This is a genomic window from Nitrospira sp. (genome assembly GCA_015709715.1).
Classification (GTDB): Bacteria; Nitrospirota; Nitrospiria; order Nitrospirales; family Nitrospiraceae; genus Nitrospira_A.
Genome location: CP054184.1, coordinates 3,010,437 through 3,029,561 on the forward strand (window position 1 = coordinate 3,010,437; position 19,125 = coordinate 3,029,561).

Below are 19,125 nucleotides of genomic sequence, written 5' to 3' on the forward strand. Positions count from 1 at the left end.
CTAGCCTTGACGAGTGCGAAGGCGTTTGGCGAGCAATTCCAAGGTCCCTGCCGTCCGTTGGGAAAAGACTCGCTCCTGTTTCGACCGTTGTTTATCCGCCGTGCAGTCGTCGATGAGGGCGCGGAGGTCCTCGACCGTATCGATGTCCCGCCAGGTCGGAAGTACCGCCGTGCTCAATCCAGCCTGCTGGGTCTTCTGTTCGGTCAGGGCCAGCACCCCATCGGTCGACCAGGGGATGTCGGCAAAGAGTGAGGGCTGAGGTTTGGTCAGGCCGATCAGGTAATAGCCGCCGTCCATGGCGGGCCCGAGCACCACGTCGTGGCGCGTGAGCCATTCCAAGGCATCTCGATAGTGGGTCAATGGCAGAGACGGGACGTCGGTTCCCACCAGACAGACTCGCCGGTAGCCTTGCCCGAAGAGCGTCTCGAAGGTGTGATGCATGCGGGTGCCCAGGTCGTCTCCCACTTGGTCGAGGAGGCTGACTCCATGGCGGGCCTCCATGATCTTGAAGAAGACGTGCGTCAAGGAGGGGGAACAGGCGAGGTAGCGGTCGACCAGCAGTTTGAATGTGCCCACCGCCGCTTTGGTCCGTTCCAAGGTATCGAGTACAAAGCTGCCATGCAAGGTGGCCGCCTCGTCTTCCGTCAGTGCGGGGCAGAGTCTCGTTTTGACCTGTCCGGCGATAGGGGCTTTGGCGAAAATCACCAGCGCGGCCGCTGCGCGCACCTTCCGCTCCGAGGAGGACTTGCTCATCTCACCATGCCATAGAAGTGTTGCAAGCGATACGGGCTCACTCCCATCCAGTACAGGAAGCGCAGGGTCCACATCAATAGAATTGTACGCCCGGGGCCTTTCTGTTCCCATCGTCGAAAGGCCGTGACGACCTGGTCGCGCAAGGGGGCGAGGCGGCCGATCCGCTTGAGGCGACGGGTGAAGTCGATGTCTTCCATGAGCGGGATGTCGGCGAACCCGCCGAGCTGTTCGAAAATATCTCGGCGAACGAACAGGGCCTGATCGCCCGTGGCGATGCCGGTTCGGCGCGAGCGTAGGTTCATAAGGCAGCTCACCATGCGCGCGGAAACGCGATCGGCATCGAACCGGACGTCGAAACGTCCTCCGACGTAGGTCTGATCGGCCAGGGTTCTGTCTAGGGCTTGCCGGGCATGGGACGGAAGCTGCGTATCGGCATGGAGAAAGAGGTAGGCGTCGCACCGGCTGGTTGCCGCCCCAGCATTACACTGACGAGCCCGCCCGCGTGGAGCCTGGATGAGGCGGATGGGCGAGGCGGATCTGGGGACTAGTACCTCCGGGGATTCTTTCGCGAGGGTTTCGACGATCGAGACCGTTTCGTCGGTGCTGCCTCCGTCGACGACGACGATCTCGTCGAACCCAAGCGCTCCCGTGCGGGTCAGGGTCCCACCGATGCAGCGACATTCGTTGAGGACGGGGATGATGACGGCGATCGTCATCGTGGAGTGGCGGCATTTCGCCCGCCGGCTCAGGCGGCCCGTTTCGGCTCGTTGAACATGAAGTACATCACCACGACGATCGTGGACCAGAATACGACCTGTTTGTGCCAGAACAGCACTTCGCCATAGTGAAAGAGGGCCAGGCTGATGAGGATGGCGGCGGCCATCAACGAGTAGCGGATGGTCGGATTCTCCACCACTGCATTGGCCCAGACGGCGATACCGCCGAAATAAATGAGCAGCGGCACCACGTTGATTTCGAACCCCCCGCTGATCGACAGGAACACGTTCAGGAACCCGATGAACATGAGGGCGGTGCCGATCATCATGCCGGCCACGTGGAACTGACGATCCGACCCACCTTCCTCGTCATGGTCGTGGCGCGAAGATCGGGGCGTGGACGGACGGGTCGAAGGATCGGGAAAGTCGCTGGGTGCCATATCAGGCCTTAAAATGTTTGCTCAGGGTGAGGGCTTGCCGTTGGTACGACGAGCCGAGGGTGGCGCCGTACAACTCCGTCGGCACCTCGACCATCCGATCATACACTACTTTGAAGAAGGTTTGCCCGTCGTGAATGAGGAAGGGCACATCGTGGGGCCGGACCTCCAAGACAACCTGGGTTCCGCGCATTTTGCCGTCCCCATACCCGAACCCGGGATCGAAGAACCCTGCATAGTGGGTGCGTAACTCTCCACAAGCCGCTTCGTACGCCACCATTTCCGCGGCGTAACCGGGCGGGACCCGAATCCGTTCCTTGGAGGCGAGGATATAAAACTCCTCCGGCTCCAGGAGCAGGCTGTCGTGCCGATGGCGCGTCAGGGGTTCCCAAAAGTCTCGGGCCGCGTAATGGCCGATTTTCGAAAGGTCGATGACGTGGCTGTTTTTCTTGGCCCGATAGCCGATCACGGCGTCGCGGCGATCACTTCCGGTCAGGTCGATCCGCAGAAATAGGCCGCGATCGGTCCGGAATTCGCTCGGCCTGAGCGGTTTGGGCGGCGTGGCGTTGTGGAACAGTAGGGGATCGGCGGCATGGACCTTTTGCAGCGCCCGGTCTGACACGGCGGCGTCGCCGCGCACGAACCGAATCTGATTCAGTGAGTGGCCGGTCTTCACCTTGATGGCGAAGGATCGGGGGACGACTTCCAGGTAGAGCGGACCGCAATAGCCGGGGCGAATTTCGTCGAAGCCTGCGGTCAGGTCGGTCACCACGCGGGTAAAGACATCCAGCCGTCCGGTGGTGCTTTTGGGGTTGGCGCGCGCGTGCAACGTGGCCGGCAGATGGAGGTGTTCCAGGAGCGGCACCAGGTAGACATGGCCCTTCTCCAGGATGGCTCCCTGCGAGAGGTCCATTTCATACATCACCAGGTCGGACTGGTAAAAATCGAGGACGTCGAGGCGGCTGCTGATCGGGGACAACTCGGGCAGGAAGCTGCTGATCAACCGATAGGCTTTCTTTCCCAGGCGGAGGTCAAGGCTGGCCGGTTGGATCTGGCGCGCCTCGATCGGGCTGTCGCCGGTGATGATGCCACGGGCGATCAGTTGCGAAATCTGCTGGTACGGGAGAATTCCCTTGGTGGAGAGGGCGCGTGTCACAGGTGGTCCACCCCGCCGTCGCAACCGTTGCCGGTCGAGGCCCAGGACGGATGCGCTCCGACCATCGGCAATTCGCGTCCCTGGCCGGACCCAGGCTGCGGATAGTGGTAGGTCTTGTTCTCATAGTTGCGCAGTACAGCGCTGTCTTCGTCCAGATTGACCAGATAATCCGCGGGGAGGAGCGGGATCTTGCCGCCGCCGCCGGGGGCATCGATGACGAAATGGGGCACCGCCATGCCGCTGGTGTGGCCCTGCAGCGCCTTGATGATCTGCAGGCCCTTTTCCACGGACGTTCGGAAGTGGTTGGTGCCCTTCGTCAAGTCCGCCTGGTAGAGGTAGTAGGGTTTCACTCGCGCCAGCAGGAGTTGGTGCATGAGCCGTTTCATGACCTCGGGATCGTCGTTGACCCCTTTCAGTAACACAGTCTGCGCGCCCAGGGGAACACCGGCGTCCGCCAGCATTCCGCAGGCACGTTTCACTTCCGGCGTGAGTTCATCGGGATGGTTGAAGTGCAGGTTCATATAGAGGGGGTGATACTTCTTCACGATGTCGCAGAGCTTGGGGGTAATCCGCTCGGGGAGACTGCCTGGGACCCGGCTCCCGATTCGAATGAGTTCCAAATGGGGAATGGTCCGGAGCGCCTTGAGGATGCGTTCGAGCAGGTGGTCGGGCAGCAGTAGCGGATCGCCTCCCGACAGGATGACATCGCGTACTTCCTGGTGCGCGCGCAGGTAGGCGATCGCCCGGTCCAACTCACCTTTTTTGAGAAACCCCGGCTTCCCGACCAGCCGCTTTCGGGTACAGAAGCGGCAATAGATCGGACATTGATTGGTGACCATGAGCAGCACCCGGTCCGGGTAACGGTGCACCAGGTGGGGCACCGGGCTCATCAGGTCCTCTTCGAGCGGATCGTCTTCGGCATCGGCATCCGCCATTTCGGCAGGGTCCGGGACGACCTGTTTCCAGATCGCATCACCCTTTTCCTTGATCGTGGACAGTACGGTCGGTGTGATCCGCATAGGGTAGTCCCCCACGATGCCCTCGATCTCTTTCGGATCGACGCCGAGCTGATCGGCCAGGTCTTTCGGCTTGACGACACTCTGAGCCAGGATGCGTCTCCAGTCCTCCACGGGTCTATCCTTTCGCTGATGCCGGTCCGGTCGACCGCGCCCCTGCGCCGGGGCCTTGTCCGCCTGGCCGAGATCTGTCGGCGACGCGTCCTGTGCGAGGGTGGGGGGCGAACCGGCTGGTCACGAGGCTGCCTTGCGGTAGCGGGATTCGAGATGGGCGAGGATGTCGTGTGTCTCCGTGAGGATGGTTTCCCCATCTTGCAGCACCGGGACGTAGTATTGGCCGGACACCTCATACACCTGGTTTCGCATGGGGCGGAAATCCGGCACCACCACGTCGTCGTAGGAGACGTTCAGCTCCTTGAGCCGGTCACGGACGACGGCACAATCGGGACACCAATGAACGTGATACAGGGTCAAGGCCATTGTTCTTACTCCTCAGTCGCCAAGGCACAGGGTACCATGACCGCATCCACCATGCCGTGGATAATTTTCTTGTCCGCGGGACAGAGAGTGGCCAAGATGCCGCCGAGCTCCGCCTTGTCGCCGACCACGAAATAATAGGGCGAGAGGCGGGCGCGACCCGACATCGGCACCACGACATCTGCGCGCTCATCATAATAGGTAGACTCGAAGAGCCGCCCCTTGTGGAATTCCTGGAGTACATACGGCGTGGTGGAAAACGCCTGCAGCGCCCGCTCGATCGCAGCAGCCCACTCGGTTTGCGGGAGGTCATGTCCGATCGAGACGCCCCGGCTGCCCCAAGCCAACTCCGAAAAGCCCGACGGTTTCATCACCAACTGCCGCTCTTTCTGGGTGGTCTGGGCCAGACGGCGAAAATCCGACAGAGCGCGTCCGCCGACCGTCAGATTCGGGATCACAGCCGTGGGAGGTACGGGGGTTGGATCGAGAATCCACGTGCGGGGGAGGGCACGTCGTAGGATCTCGATCGTGTCGGTGTTCAAGCTGTGCTGCCAGAAGGGGGCCAGTTCCGGATGGTGGAACAAAGCGAACGCCAGCTTTTCTTCCAACGCCGGCTTGTAGGGCGGGGTGACGGCGACGCGTCCCTTCTTGGCGGCATACATGACGAGTTCCGCTTTGGGAATGTTTTTCAGATCGAAGAGCTCGAAGAAGCGATAGAGCAACCCGATCGGCCGTGGTCCTGCAGGGTCGTCCAGAAACAGCCCCTCTTCCGAAAATCGGACTGCCCGCGGCTCGACGCAGAAGGCTTGATGCCCGATCTCCCGCAGCCGGTGCGCCAGCCAGTCCATTTCCGGCCGGTAGTCCTTCGCCTCTTCCGAGACGACGATGGCCAGGCATCCGTCATGCTCCCCCTGCTGTGCGCGCGCCATGGCCGAAAACCCCTGTAGCATACCGTCGCGCCCGGCGACCAGCATCGGCCCCCCGCGAGGTCCGTCCGCCGATCGGCCTGGTGTGAGAATGTGCTCGTCATAGGCACGGCTCAGGCAATGTGTCAGGCCGATTCCGCCTGGGACGGAATCCAACTCTGTGATGACCATGCCGGCTTCAGTAGGAATGACATCCGGCCGAATGATGCCGGGGATGAGATTCCGAAAGCGGTTCATTCGGCTGTAGGTGATCAGAGACTCCGGCTTCCCTTGGTCGAGGTAGGCTGCGACCCAAGCCGGCTGCGTGCCGCGGACACTGTCGAGATAGAGACGATTCAGGGCGCGGTGGAAGGCGAGGAGATGCTGGCCCAGTTCACGGAAGAAGGCGACCTCGGCGGCCGAGAGCAGCAGAGGGGTCGGGGCGATGCGAAACGCGGCACCGGCCTGGTATTCGCCACCGGATTGGGCAGGGCCGAACACCCCGGCGCGCACCAGCTCATTACGGATTGCGAGACAACGTCGGCGGGACTCGTCGATGCCCAAGGATGTGGGTAAATGTGATGGATGTGCCAAAGAGTCTTCCTCGAGGCTTGCCGTGCCAATGGCTGCGTCGCATGCGCATTGGGAGTCGAGGTGGTGCAAATCGTATCACGGGTTTTGACACCGGTACAAGTCGGCGCGCGCCCGCAGGCGGGCGGTGAGAGGCTTCCCTGGGTTTGCCGCGCGGCTCGGGATCGACGACGATGTGAGGGTAGGCCTCGGCGGACGTTAGTGCTACAATGCGGTCGCTTCTCATGGCGAGTCCATTCGCACCGATCTCACCGGCGACGTCCCGGCAACCGATGGCTGGTTCCCCTCTTCAGATCGTGCCCAGTTCGACCTGTCTTCAGTGCGATGTCTGTTGCCGTTTCCCGGAACGGGAGAGTTTCTTGCGGCCGTACTTCACGGCTGAAGAAATTGCCGCGGCGATCGCCGTCGGTGTGGCGCCGGGCCATTTCCCCTCTCATGCGGGATCACAAATCCGTGTCGTGTCGAATCCTCAAGGCGATGGGTACCTCTGTCCGGCGTTCGATCCCGTCACGGCACAGTGTCGCATCTATGACGTTCGTCCGTTGGATTGTCGTCTGTACCCCTTCGCTTTGATGTGGGATAAAGACTATAGCCGAGTACTGCTGGGCTGGGATACGAAGTGCCCCTTTCTGCAGGAACAGCCTTCCTCCGTCATAGATCGGGCGGCGAATGACATTGCGCTCTGGCTCGAAGCCGAAGAGCACGCCGCGCGCATTGCGCGAAACCCCAAGCTGATCGGGCGTTTCCAAGAGGATGTGGTCCCCATCAGGCCGCTGACGGGGTTGACCGATGCGATCGTGCGGGCGCAGGCCGATCTGCCGCGACAGGCCCTGAGGCTTCAGGATAGGGATCGCGTCGAGGCCGCCTTGTTGGCGGCCGCCGGTCTGGAGGCCCTGCCGCTCGCGGCCTATTCGTTCGCGTACCATTATGTCTGGCGGCACCGCTTGGCCTATTCGTGGAGAGAACTGCACGGGCATCTGTGCCTCTTCGCGGAATCGCCTGACGGATTGTTCATGGTGGCGCTTCCCTTGGGACCGGGCCCCCTGGCCTTGCCGCTTGAGGCCGCGTTTCGCGAGATGCGGCGGCACAATGGAGACTCTTCCGTGACGCGAGTGGAGAATGTGCCGGAGGCCCGCGTGCCGGAGCTGCGGGCCTTGGGGTATCGCCTTACCTGCAAGGATCCCGACTATGTCTACGCCGCCGCCGATGTGGCTGATTTGGCGGGCGATGCCTACCGTGCGCAACGCGCGGCCTGCAACCGGTTCAGTCGCGAGCAGGGCAGCGTGCTGGAGCCATACGGGTCTCCTGATAAAGCCGAATGTCTCCGGTTATTTGACGAGTGGGTGGCACAGAAACGGGCGGCTGGTGCGGACGATTGGAGTCAGGCGCTGTTGGAAGATGCAGGAGGGGCGCATGAGACCGCCTTGACCTATCATGACGCACTTGGGCTGACGGGGGCCGTGGTGCGGGTGCAAGGCCGGATCCGTGCCTACACGCTGGGATTGTGGTTGAACCCCACGGTGTTTTGCGTAATGCTGGAGGTGGCCGATCGGCAGGTGGCGGGCGTGGGGGCGTTTATTTTTCGTGAATTCTGTCGCCAAGCCCGAAGCAAAGGGGCATCCTGGATCAATACGATGGATGATTCCTCCCTGCCAGGCCTCGTGCGCTCAAAGCAGTGGTATCGTCCCGCGCAGCTGTTGCCCAACTACATTGTGACGGAGAGCTGACATGTCTGCCTCCCCTCCCAGCGGTTCCCTCCGGCGCTCCTATCCCTGGTTACCGGTCTTGATCGTGGGGATGACCATTGTGGCCTTCGTCATCGGGGTGGTCATGCTGCGGTCGATCGAAGTGCGGATGATCGAGGCGGCAGGCGAAAACGCGACCTTGGCCGCCTCCGAAGTGGCCGACAAGCTCGACCGACTCCTGTTCGAACGGTATGGCGATGTGCGGATGACCGCTCGGGCCTTTTCGGGGCGGCCGCTCGACCAAACGTATCTCGACGAATACTTACGGTGGATGAAGGACACGTACGATCCCGTCTACCAGTGGTTGGGCGTCGTCGATGCGCAGGGGCGGATGGTCGCTGCCACGGATCAGTCGATCGTCGGTCGAGAGTATTCCAAGAGCCAATGGTTTGAGGGCGTGCGCACAGGGAGCGGTGTGCGGCTGGACGAAGTCCAGACGAATGAACAGGAGCGCACGATCGATTCCATCGCTTTCTCTTCGCCGATCTTGGGAGCCAAGGGCGAGTTTGTGGGCGCCGTAACGACCCGCATCGGGCTTCCGATGCTGGAGGATGTCTTTATCGAGACGGTGCGTGAAATTCAAGATACCGGCGGAATGGCCGGCCCGTTTGAATATCAATTCTTGACGCAGGACGGCTTGGCCTTCGTGGACTCCGCCGTTCCCATCCTTGCGCGTGCCAACCTGAAACAGCTGAATGTGCCCTCCGCCAGGTTGAGCGAGTCGGGCAAGCCGGGCTACGTGGTGGAAGAACACGGTCGACGCCACATCCCGGTAGTGACCGGCTACGCCCAAACGAAGGGGTATGGGCCCTATTCGGGGTTACGTTGGACCGTGTTGTTGCGCATGGAGCAGGACATTATCCTGCGGCCGATCCGGGCCATGATGTGGAAATTGGGGCTCGCCGGCACCATGGTGTGGCTGCCGATGGTCGGCCTGTTGTTGTGGGCGACCGGCCGGTTGCGGAGCGAATATCGTCAAGCTCAACAGGAGAGCGAGTGGGCGCGGGCGGCGGAGGCGGCGCTGCTGCAAAGTCAGGAACGCAATCGCGTGATCGTCGATACGGCGCTGGATGCCGTCATTTCCATGGATGCGGCGGGCATCATCACCGACTGGAATACCCAGGCGGTCAACATGTTCGGATGGCAGCGTGAGGAGGCGCTCGGTCAGCGCGTGTCCCAGACCGTCATTCCGGCCCGGGATCGCGAGGCGCATGACCGGGGGCTGCGGCATTTCCTGGAAACGGGGGAGGGCGCCATTCTCAACCGCCGCATCGAAATGTTGGCCTGTCATCGCGACGGCCATGAATTCCCGGTCGAAATCAGCATTTCCCCGGCACGTCTCGGCGATGCCTACATCTTCAGCGCGTTCGTGCGCGATATCACGGCCAGAAAACGAACGGAACGGCAGTTGGCCTCACAATATGCCGTCACCCGGGTCTTGGCGGAGTCCCGGACCTTGGAAGAAGCCGGCCCCAAAATTCTCCAGGCCATCTGTGAGAGCCTCGAATGGGATCTCGGGGTGTTCTGGCGGCTCGATCGTCAAGCCGGGGTGCTGCGTTGTCTGGAAGTGTGGCAGTCGCCAGGATTGAACGCTGAGGAGTTCGTGCTGGCCACATGGACGCATACGTTTGCGATCGGTGAAGGGCTTCCCGGGAGCATTTGGCGAGCCGGTCAACCCACGTGGGTGATCGACGTCACGCGCGAGTCGAACTTCCATCGCAGCGATACGGCCGCCAAAGTCGGCCTGCATGGCGCGTTCGGGTTTCCCATTCGCGTCGGGACTGAGGTCGAGGGGGTCATCGAATTGTTCCGTCGCGAGGTGAGAGAGCCGGATGAGCAACTGCTCAAAATGGTGGCGGACGTCGGCCTCAAAATCGGCCAATTCGGCGAGCGGGCCAGGGCGGAGGACGCGCTGCGTCGCACGGAGGTGCAACTGCAGCAGTCGCAGAAAATGGAAGCGGTCGGCCGGTTGGCCGGAGGGGTGGCCCACGACTTCAACAACATGTTGACGGTCATTCGCGGGTACAGCGAACTCGTCTTGAGCCGCTTGGGTCCGACCGACGGATTCCGCAAGGAGCTGGAAGAGGTGAAGAAGGCGGCCGACCGCGCCTCGGGCTTGACCGGACAATTGTTGGCCTTCAGCCGCCGACAATTCATCGCCCCGAAGGTGCTCGACCTCAATGCCATCATCCATAACATGGAGGGCATGCTACGCCGGCTGTTGGGGGAAGACATCGTGGAGCTCTGTACGGTATTGGATCCGAATGTCGGCCAGCTCAAGGCTGATCCAGGGCAGATCGAGCAGGTCATCATGAACCTTGCGGTCAATGCCCGCGATGCCATGCCAAACGGCGGGCGATTGACCGTGGAAACCAGCAACGTGCAGTTCGGCAACCGACGGAACCGGCCTCCGATGGGCGCGGAACCCGGCTCCTACATCGCCTTGATCGTCCGAGACACGGGCCATGGAATGGACGATGACACCCTGTCGCACATCTTCGAGCCGTTCTTTACTACCAAGGAAAAGGGCAAGGGGACCGGGCTCGGTCTTTCGACCGTCTACGGCATCGTCAAGCAGAGCGGCGGATTTATTGAGGTGGAGAGCAAGCCGGGGCGGGGAGCGATCTTCAAGATCTTCCTGCCACGGGTGGACGGTGTCACCCAGAACGTCGAGCCGACGAACACGGGAAGCGACTCGATCAAGGGACGAGAAACGGTGTTGCTGGTCGAGGACGAACCGGGCGTACGGCGGCTCGTCAACGAGACGTTGCGGCTTCACGGCTACACGGTGTTGGAGGCGCGCCACGGGATTGAGGCGCTCTTGACGGGCGCCAAGCATCTGGGCCCCATCCATTTGTTGCTCACCGACGTGGTGATGCCGCAGATGAGCGGCCCCGAGGTGGCGGAAAAGTTGGCGATTGTGCGGCCCGAGGTGAAGGTGCTCTACATGTCCGGATATCCGGATCATCCGGCCTTCTCCAAGAACGGCGTGGATACCGACCATGCGTTCCTGCAGAAGCCCTTCACGCCCAGCGCCCTCGCTCAAAAAGTCCGGGAGGTGCTTGACGGGGCCAAGGCAGAGGTACGGCCGGGGACCATGGGATGAGTCGATCCTTGCCACGGCCGGCGCTTGAACTTCCGGCGGGTTTCCGTTTACGGGGCCAAGGCAGAGGTACGGCCGGGGACCATGGGATGAGTCGATCCTTGCCACGGCCGGCGCTTGAACTTCCGGCGGGTTTCCGTTTATCGTGGCGCAGCCAGCGAGTACTCATCACAGCGCAAGGATGTCGGCATGAACGAAGGGGGAACGGTGTCGGTCACGAGGGGGCAAGAAGCGGGCATAGACCGTTACCGGGTCGAGGAGGAACCCTTCTATGCCGAGGTGCGGGGCGAGGTCGGCTTGTTCACGATTGCGGCGCAGCATCGTATGCCCGTCATGCTGAAGGGGCCGACCGGCTGCGGCAAGACGCGATTCGTCCGGCACATGGCCCATCGGCTGGGCCGACCGCTCATCACCGTCGCCTGCCATGAAGACCTCACGGCCTCCGACTTGGTCGGCCGGTATCTACTGAAGGGGCAGGACACCGTCTGGATGGACGGCCCCTTGACCCTCGGCGTCAAACACGGAGCGATCGTCTACTTGGACGAGGTGGTCGAAGCCCGCAAGGACACCACCGTCATCATCCATCCGCTCAGCGACGATCGCCGGCTGCTCCCAATCGAAAAAACCGGCCAGGTAATCGAGGCGGCTCCGGACTTCATGCTAGTCATTTCCTACAATCCCGGGTATCAGAGCATTCTGAAAGATCTCAAGCAAAGCACCAAGCAGCGGTTCATGGCGATAGAGTTCGATTATCCGCAGTCGGAGATCGAAACTCGTGTGGTCGCGCATGAAGCCGAGGTATCTCTCGACATCGCGCAGCGGCTGGTCAAGGTCGCGGAAAAGGTTAGGAACCTGAAGAATCACGGGCTGGAGGAAGGTGTCAGCACGAGATTGCTGATCTATGCCGCCACCTTGATCAATCAAGGCGTGCCGGCGGATCGGGCCTGTGAGGTCGCCCTTGCCCGGCCGATCACCGACGACCAAGACATGCTGCGCAGCATCGTCGAAGTCGTGAAGGCGATCTTCTGAAGCGCACTGCACCCTCACGGGACAGCTATCCCACGACAGAGCAGTCGGCCGTGCGACCCACGGCTGATGGCGTGGTCCTCGCCGTCCATGTCCAGCCCAGGGCGTCGCACACCGAATGTGCGGGACTCCATGGAACCGCGCTTAAGATTCGTGTGGCCGCCCCGCCGACGGAGGGAGCCGCCAACGACGAGCTGTGCCGGTTTCTTGCCAGGCTCTTCCACGTACCAATCGGAGCGGTGCAGGTGATGAGCGGGGCGAACAGTCGCCAGAAGCGCCTGCTTGTGAAGGGGCGGTCGGCGGATGAGGTTCGCGTGCGACTGAAACTCGACTGATCAGGAGGCGAACACCAGCATGGACGACATGGGCGAGGTGTGGGCGTGACCGGGGGGCGACACGCCCTTGCGGCCCTGCTTCTGGCGGTGGTCGGCCTGGAGGCCTGTGCCGGGCCGGAGCCGATCTTGAAGCCCAATCAGCGGGTGCAACTCTACGGGAAGGAACAAGCCGAGCAGGAGGCGGCACTCTGCGCCATCAAGGCGGAGCGGGCCGGGCTGCGCCATGGGACCCATCGCAGCGGGAATGCCGGCGCGGGCGCCACATTGGGGCTTGTCGGCGGGGCGGCGGTGGGTGCTTCGGCGGGACTGGTCGGTGGTCCGGCGGGTATTGCGATCGGGGCTGCCGCCGGTAGTGCGGTGGGTGGGCTGTTGGGATTGTTGGCCGGAATCTATAAACCGCTGGAGCCCCAACCGGACTACGCGACGTTCGTGGAGCGGTGCCTCAAGGAAAAGGGGTATGAAACTGCCGGATGGCAGTAGCCTCCATGAAATCTCAGAGTAGAAAGCAGCCGGCATAATCCGCCAGGAGGCATTGCACGCGGATAGAAATCCGTTCGAGCCGTTCCAGCTGTTCTGCCGTGGGCGGCGACCCATCCAGCACGCGCAGCCACTCGGCGTCTTGCCTGAGTTTCCTGAGCGACCATCGTGATGTGCCGGGGATCACGGTCTCATCCCCGACGGCCTTCTCCACAATCCTCCGAAACGACGCCACTTCGTCCGCGAATTCCACCCGCGCAACTTCGAACCGATAGGGGCCCTCGTCCTGTCCGATCGACTCCGTCAGTCGGCGGAGCCACTCGGTCGTGGCGGCCATCCGTTCGTAATGGAGGCTGTCGGCGGTATCGCGTGGGGTGTGGTACCGCGGCGTGCGTCCGGCGGAGAGAAAGAGATAAGGGATCCCGTGATTGCGAAAGACGTCGTAGTCGCTGAAGGCCTCGTGCCCATGGTCGGGAATTTCTTCGACCAGATGGATCCCGAGGGGATATACGGTGAGCGACGGTGCGGCGGCCTCTTTCACGCGACGGTAGAACGCAGGCGTTTTTTCCGCTCCGGTTGCGAAGATGGCGTCTTTCAATCCGGGCCAGTGCACGCCGCCCATGAGATCCATGATGATGACGCACTGCAGCTGCTCGACCGTGCCGATTTCCCGCGGCACATGGTGAAAGAAAAACTGTGATCCCATGACCGGCGTCCCGAAATACGGCGCCTCTTCGCTGTTGAAGGCGATGAAGAGGACGGCATGGTGCGGAAGGGCGCGGGCCATTCTGGCGGCTTCGATCAGGATGGCGACCGAGGAGGCGTTATCGTCTGCGCCCAAATAGAACCCGCCGAGGTGATCGTAATGGGCTCCAATGAGAATCCAACCGATTGGATCTTCGGCGGCCGGGATATACCCGAGGATGTTGTCTCCGATCTGGGGTGAAATGGGCTGCCGGTAACCGGCGAGTGAGGGAAGCGGCTGGAGCCCGGCGGCTAGAAATTGCTCTTCGATGTAGTGCGCGGCTTCGCGGTTGCCTGGCGAGCCGGGATGTCTGCCTGCCCGTTCAGGGGCGGCCAGATAGGTGACATGCCGCTGAAGTTGTTGGGCCACGGTGCTGTTGACCGGCAGGTGGCGCGGATCGATAGGCGCCACGCTGTGCAGGCAGCCGGTGAAGAGGAAGCAGAAGGCGAAGCCACATAATACAGTGAGGTGGCTGAACCGGCTTCCGGTACGGGGCCCGGTCGGCCGCATCACGTTTGCGCAGGGGGATCGGACGGGGTTGGCGGCGAGGACTTCGGCGCCATCGGCAAGGCCTTATGTCGCAGCGCCCGGCCCTTGTCCGGCGTGGGATCCTCGACCAGCCCGTAACATTGACGGCCTTCGTGGTCTTCGGGGAGGTACTCGGTGATGGGGAGGCCGTCTTCACGCACGAAGAGCAGGCAGTGGCAATACTTGTAGATCTGCATCTCGTCGCAGGCGCACATCCAGCGACGTAGTTTCGCCTCGGCCTGTTTGTCCGGATAAAAATTGCAGGGACAAAGGGGTTTGCCCAGCTCGTCGATATGGGCCGCGAGCCCTTGTACGACGGCATTGGTGACGGCCTGGTTGGGGTGCATGGTCGTCCCGCTCTTTTCCGCAAAGCCCTTCACGTATTTCCACATCTTATCCAGGCTTTCTTGGCTTGGCTCGCCCATCGCGTCCCCCGCGGTTTGATGACTGACAAGTGGATTGATCAGCGGAGGCAGCGCATCCGCGAGGACCCAGTTTACAAGCGAAATTGTGTCCTTTACAATCCGCAACTTCCCTCACAACGGACTTGGTAGTGATGGCGTCGGAGCACTCGACTCAACGTTTGTGTGATCGGCTGGCGGAACAGCTGGGGCCGGACCCTGCCCGAGCAATCGTCGACGCGGTGGCGCAGACGGCGACGAGACCGGACGCCTTGGACGGAGTTCTGCTGTTGCTGGATGAACTTGCTGAGGCGGCGCCCAAGGGCGCCCGAGCAGCCGCCGAGGCGTTGGTGGAGATGCACCGGCGAGAGTTGATGGCCCAGGTTCTGCCCTGGCTTGACCTGGGAGTGGCGATTGCCGGTGAGTCCGGCGCCCTGACGTTGCGGTATTTCAAAGAAAGTCCCTTGCTGCTGGCCTTGGTACCGCCCGTAGCGCGTATACCGGTCTTGGCAACCGGCTTGGAATTGGCCGATCGGCAGGCCAACGTGGCGCTCGAATTCCTGCGCATCGCCCCGGAGTTGGTCGGCATCCTCCCCCAGTCCGAATGGTCGCAATGGATGGATCTCGCCTGCGATCTGACGGACACCGATTTCGCCCTGGCGGTGGAATACATCCGGCAGATTCCGGCGATTGTCCCGATCCTGTCGCTCCCCGGTGCCCGTCCCTGGGTGCAGTTCGGCATGCAGCTGATCGTCGAGAACAGCCTGGGTAAACCGGATTACATCGGGGCTCTGGAATTTTTTCGGACGAGTCCGGCCATCCTGGCGGATATACCCAATCCGGATCAACGCCAAGCTGTGATTCGCCTGGGTGCCCAACTTGCCGAGCAATCGGCGGCCGCCGGCATCGGCCTCCTGTCGGAGGCGCCAAGCATCTTGCGGCGTCTTCCCGACGACGAGTGGCGGAGCCAGGTGTTGCGGTATGGCCAACTCGTGGCGGAACAAGATGCCGAGACGGCGTTGGCCTACGTTCGGCGATGTCCGGAACTCGTGGCGCTGATCGGGTCGCGCGAAGAGGCGCGCGGAAAATTTCAATCGTGGTTCGCGTCCGGCATGGAAGTCCTGGCCTATAACATTGAGGCCGGACGGGCCTATTTTGCCGCGGAAACGGAGAAGGCACTGGGCGCGGTGAGTCACGCGATCAGCGGGGTGCCGTTACGGCAAGTGGCGCGTCACCTGGCGCTGTTCGCGCAGGCGCTGTGCGGTCGGGACATCCGCCTCTATGATCTGCCCGATTCCCTGGAGCCGGCTCAACAGACGATGCGGCCGACGGTCAGCGAGGATGGCCGGAGCATTGGTCTCCCCGGCTTGGTTCGCCGCTACCCGACATATGAGGAAAACCTGCGCCTGTATTTGGTGATGACGGCCCACGAGGCGGGGCACTTGGAGTTTGGAACCTTTGATCTCTCGCCCGCCCGGTTAACAGATCTGAGTGAGGATCTTGCCGGACGGTATGGCCGCCCGGTCGCACAGCCTCCCAAGTCCCTCGGCGACCTGTTCGCTCGGTACCCCCAGCCTGGGCTGATTCGCGACCTCTGGACCCTGTTGGAGGATGCGCGGGTTGAATTCCTACTGCGGTCGGAATATCCGGGCCTGAGTCGGGATCTGGCGGCGATAGCTGGCCAAGCGGTGTCTGTTCGCACCCTGTCCCATGGCCTGACCGCCCGTGAGCTGGTCGTGGATCAACTCCTGCTGTTGTCCGCGGCGGAAGTCGGGACCGTGACCGTGCCGGAATCCGTCAGCCATGAAGTGGAGGTCCTTTGGTCGCTGGCCAAAACGCTGTTTCATCCCTCGGCGACGGCTGAGGAGGCGGTGCGAATGGCCGACCGACTCTACGTGCGTATGGACGAACTCATGGCGATTCGTGCGAAAGCACAGCCGGCGCCGGACAATCCGGACATGCCGGAGCAGTCGCTGCCCTCGCCGAGATCCTCGGAGGATCAATCCGACAGCTATCGTCCGATGGAAAACTGGGACTATCGGGGCGCGATGGATCCCGATCTCGTGCATGACCGGACCGAATCCGAGACGCGGGAGCAGGCCTCGTCGGGGCAGGGAGACCAGGAGGCTGGTTCAGGACTGGCCGGCGACGGGGGCGGACCCTCCGGGGCTGGAACGGCTCGCTCGCAGCAGGCGTCGCAGGAGCTGTTGGTCCCGGGGCATCGCCAGCCGTCCCTCGTCGAGGAATTGTTGGCGGTTGAGGGCGACGCGCCTCAACGCCGCGGAGAAGGATCGGGCGCTGCCTCGGCTCGGTGGTATCGAGAATGGGATGCGGGGATTCAGGACTATCGGATGAATTGGTGCCGTGTGGTGGAACGTGAGGCTCCCGAGGGTTCTTCGGAGGTGGTGGAGGAGACCCTGGCGGCACAACGAGGCACGGTGGCATTGTTGCGGCGCTATTTTGAAAGCCTGCGGCCTCCGGGGCTTCGGCGTGTACCCGGCCAGTTGGATGGGGAGGACCTCGACCTGGATGCGCTGGTCGGCCGGTGCGCCGACCTGGCTGCGGGCATGGAGCCTTCGGAGCGGATCTACGTGCGGCGTGAAAAGCGTGAGCGTGATGTGGCGGCAGCCTTCCTGGTGGACTTGAGCGGGTCCACGAGCCGTCAGGTGGCGCAGGGGCGGCGGATCATCGATATCGAAAAGCAGGGACTCGTGCTGCTGTGCGAAGCCTTGACGGCGATCGGTGATCAGTTTGCGGTGTACGGCTATTCGGGGCAGGGCCGGCAGGCGGTGGATTTCTTGATCGTCAAGGAGTTTGACGAAGCGGTCACCGGACGAGCCGGAGCGAAGTTGGGCGGGATGGCTCCCCTGCAGCAGAACCGCGACGGAACGGCCATTCGCCATGCGACGCGCAAAATCCTGTCCCGCCGTGCCAAGACACGATTGCTGGTCCTCCTCAGCGATGGCCGCCCGCTGGACGACGGCTACAAGGACGAGTACTCCCTCGAAGATACGCGCATGGCCTTGCGGGAAGCCCGCGCCGCCGGCGTCCAAGCGGTCTGTATCACCATCGACAAGCAGGCCGACCCCTATCTTCGTCGCATGTACGGGGATGTTCGTTACGTGGTGATCGATCGGGTGGAGGGGTTGCCGGAGAAGCTGCCGAGGATTTACCATCGGCTGACCGCCTGATCGGGGCCGAGGAACATGTTGGGATGACAGGAGCAATACGAGCATGACCGAATCGCTGTCGAGGCCGCCGGTTCCGCCCTGGCTGTACAAATTGTTTACCGGCCATCAGTATCCCTATGTGCGGCGCCAGGCCAAGTTTGCCAATCGGGACTTCAAGCCGGGCGAAGAGCGACCGGAGCCGACGCGGGAAGAAATCGATGCCAAATTTTGGGAGATCTATCCGCGCTGTTCCGCCAAAATCCTGCAAGAGGTGAAGTCCGGGATGATCGTGGTGTTCCACGAGTTGGGGGAATATCCGCCGGGCGGCTACCAAGCCTTGGTGGATGCGCCCGAGGACTTTCTGGCGGCGACGTATGGGAAGAAGAAGATCAAGGTGAATTTTTACGATGGGGAAAATTTCGTCTGCACGATCAATTTCAAGGTCGGCGGATGGACCGGACATGATCACACGTGATGGCGAGCCGTGGCGCGCCGGGTCACGCCTGACGAGGAGTAGCTGAAATGGGGCGACCGAAAATTACCGTAGTGGGTGCAGGCAACGTCGGCGGGACCGTCGCGCAACGGCTGGCGGAAAAGAATACCTATGATGTCGTGTTGGTCGACATCGTGCCGGGAATCCCGCAAGGCAAAGCGCTGGATATTACGCAGGCCGGTCCGGTGTGCGGCTATAGCACGCGCGTGGTCGGGACGAACGGCTACGAGGAGACGGCGGGGTCCTCCATCGCGGTTATTACCTCGGGCATGCCCAGGAAGCCAGGAATGAGCCGAGACGAGTTGCTGGCGACCAACGCCAAGATTGTCCAGGCCGTGGTCAAGGAGTTGATCGCGCGCTCGCCGGAGGTGATCCTGATCCTCGTCACCAATCCGCTGGATGCGATGGTGCATGTCGCGCGGCGGGTGAGCGGCCTTCCGAAATCGAAGGTGCTCGGCATGGCGGGGGTGCTCGATACGGCTCGATTGCGCTCCTTCGTCGCCGAGGAATTGAACGTGCCGGGGACGGATGTGCATGCGATGGTGTTGGGCGGGCACGGGGATACGATGGTGCCGCTGGTTCGTCATACCACGGTGTCGGGCAAGCCGATCACCGACCGGCTGTCGCCCGAGCGCCTTGCCGCGCTCATCAAGCGGACGCAGGACGGGGGCGCCGAGATCGTCAGTCTGCTCAAGACCGGCAGCGCGTTTTACGCGCCTTCCGCGTCGGCGGTCGACATGGTGGAAGCGATCATGAAGGACGAGCGGCGAGTGCTGCCCTGCGCCATGCTTTGTGAAGGCGAATACGGCCTGAAGGATGTGATCGTCGGCGTGCCGGTGCGGCTCTCTCGCGTCGGCGGTGAATCGATCGTCGAGTACGAGCTGACGGCGGAGGAGCGGGCGGCGCTCGATGCATCCGCCGGGGCAGTACGGGAACTGTGTGCGGTTGTCGATCGGTTGCTGGGCGCGTGATCGACGGAGCCGCAACCACCATGAGCAGGCTGCTTGACAAGGCTCCACGGCCTGCAGTAGACAACGGAGCTTGCACTAAA

At 62.4% G+C, this 19,125-nt stretch carries 17 protein-coding genes; 8 read left to right on the forward strand and 9 right to left on the reverse strand.

The features are described from left to right. The 7 genes from HRU82_14665 to HRU82_14695 form a co-directional block, all read right to left on the reverse strand. Positions 1 to 753, reverse strand: a complete 753-nt coding sequence (locus HRU82_14665) for a glycosyltransferase (protein QOJ36106.1) — start codon at positions 751 to 753, stop codon at positions 1 to 3. Continuing rightward, complete coding sequence (locus HRU82_14670; GenBank protein ID QOJ36107.1) at positions 750 to 1,469, reverse strand: glycosyltransferase family 2 protein; 720 nt, start codon at positions 1,467 to 1,469, stop codon at positions 750 to 752. Before HRU82_14670 ends, HRU82_14665 begins: the two co-directional genes overlap by 4 nt. Positions 1,470 to 1,498: 29 nt before the next feature. After that, a complete protein-coding gene (locus tag HRU82_14675; GenBank protein QOJ36108.1) occupies positions 1,499 to 1,909 on the reverse strand; it encodes a hypothetical protein in 411 nt (136 codons plus the stop codon). Between the two features lies 1 nt (position 1,910). After that, positions 1,911 to 3,062 (reverse strand): 2'-deoxycytidine 5'-triphosphate deaminase, encoded by a 1,152-nt coding sequence (locus tag HRU82_14680; protein ID QOJ36109.1) that lies wholly within the window; start codon positions 3,060 to 3,062, stop codon positions 1,911 to 1,913. Continuing rightward, positions 3,059 to 4,192 carry a KamA family radical SAM protein gene (locus HRU82_14685; protein ID QOJ36110.1) on the reverse strand — a complete coding sequence of 378 codons (1,134 nt, stop codon included), beginning with the start codon at positions 4,190 to 4,192 and terminating at the stop codon, positions 3,059 to 3,061. The genes HRU82_14680 and HRU82_14685 overlap by 4 nt, the downstream gene beginning before the upstream one ends. A gap of 120 nt (positions 4,193 to 4,312) precedes the next feature. Then, positions 4,313 to 4,558 carry a glutathione S-transferase N-terminal domain-containing protein gene (locus tag HRU82_14690; protein ID QOJ36111.1) on the reverse strand — a complete coding sequence of 82 codons (246 nt, stop codon included), beginning with the start codon at positions 4,556 to 4,558 and terminating at the stop codon, positions 4,313 to 4,315. A 5-nt stretch (positions 4,559 to 4,563) separates the two neighbouring features. Next, the gene (locus HRU82_14695) at positions 4,564 to 6,123 is read right to left on the reverse strand and encodes a hypothetical protein (GenBank protein ID QOJ36112.1); all 1,560 of its coding nucleotides are present in this window, start codon (positions 6,121 to 6,123) and stop codon (positions 4,564 to 4,566) included. 152 nt (positions 6,124 to 6,275) lie between these two features. Here HRU82_14695 and HRU82_14700 point away from each other — a divergent pair, with 152 nt between their 5' ends. From HRU82_14700 to HRU82_14720, 5 genes are all read left to right on the forward strand, one after another. Next, on the forward strand, positions 6,276 to 7,778 hold the full coding sequence (locus HRU82_14700; GenBank protein QOJ36113.1) for a DUF2156 domain-containing protein: 1,503 nt from the start codon (positions 6,276 to 6,278) through the stop codon (positions 7,776 to 7,778). A 1-nt stretch (position 7,779) separates the two neighbouring features. Beyond that, a complete protein-coding gene (locus HRU82_14705; protein QOJ36114.1) occupies positions 7,780 to 10,902 on the forward strand; it encodes a PAS domain S-box protein in 3,123 nt (1,040 codons plus the stop codon). A 186-nt stretch (positions 10,903 to 11,088) separates the two neighbouring features. Then, positions 11,089 to 11,928: a CbbQ/NirQ/NorQ/GpvN family protein gene (locus tag HRU82_14710; protein ID QOJ36115.1), complete on the forward strand. Its 840-nt coding sequence runs from the start codon at positions 11,089 to 11,091 to the stop codon at positions 11,926 to 11,928. Between the two features lie 50 nt (positions 11,929 to 11,978). Further along, the gene (locus HRU82_14715) at positions 11,979 to 12,260 is read left to right on the forward strand and encodes a YggU family protein (GenBank protein ID QOJ36116.1); all 282 of its coding nucleotides are present in this window, start codon (positions 11,979 to 11,981) and stop codon (positions 12,258 to 12,260) included. Positions 12,261 to 12,305: 45 nt separating this feature from the next. Next, on the forward strand, positions 12,306 to 12,740 hold the full coding sequence (locus HRU82_14720; protein ID QOJ36117.1) for a hypothetical protein: 435 nt from the start codon (positions 12,306 to 12,308) through the stop codon (positions 12,738 to 12,740). A gap of 13 nt (positions 12,741 to 12,753) precedes the next feature. Here HRU82_14720 and HRU82_14725 read toward each other — a convergent pair whose 3' ends face one another. Together HRU82_14725 and HRU82_14730 are read right to left on the reverse strand one after the other, a co-directional pair. Continuing rightward, positions 12,754 to 13,995, reverse strand: coding sequence for a M28 family peptidase (locus HRU82_14725; GenBank protein QOJ36118.1), 1,242 nt, complete (start codon positions 13,993 to 13,995; stop codon positions 12,754 to 12,756). Further along, complete coding sequence (locus tag HRU82_14730; GenBank protein ID QOJ36119.1) at positions 13,992 to 14,435, reverse strand: ferredoxin:thioredoxin reductase; 444 nt, start codon at positions 14,433 to 14,435, stop codon at positions 13,992 to 13,994. The genes HRU82_14725 and HRU82_14730 overlap by 4 nt, the downstream gene beginning before the upstream one ends. Positions 14,436 to 14,566: 131 nt before the next feature. Between HRU82_14730 and HRU82_14735 the strand changes: the two genes are divergently transcribed. The 3 genes from HRU82_14735 to mdh are packed head-to-tail and all read left to right on the forward strand — an operon-like array spanning position 14,567 to position 19,045. Continuing rightward, positions 14,567 to 17,602, forward strand: coding sequence for a VWA domain-containing protein (locus HRU82_14735; protein ID QOJ36120.1), 3,036 nt, complete (start codon positions 14,567 to 14,569; stop codon positions 17,600 to 17,602). A 43-nt stretch (positions 17,603 to 17,645) separates the two neighbouring features. Beyond that, a complete protein-coding gene (locus HRU82_14740) occupies positions 17,646 to 18,056 on the forward strand; it encodes a hypothetical protein (protein QOJ36121.1) in 411 nt (136 codons plus the stop codon). A gap of 47 nt (positions 18,057 to 18,103) precedes the next feature. Further along, positions 18,104 to 19,045, forward strand: a complete 942-nt coding sequence (gene mdh / locus HRU82_14745) for a malate dehydrogenase (protein ID QOJ36122.1) — start codon at positions 18,104 to 18,106, stop codon at positions 19,043 to 19,045. Positions 19,046 to 19,125: the final 80 nt, after the last annotated feature.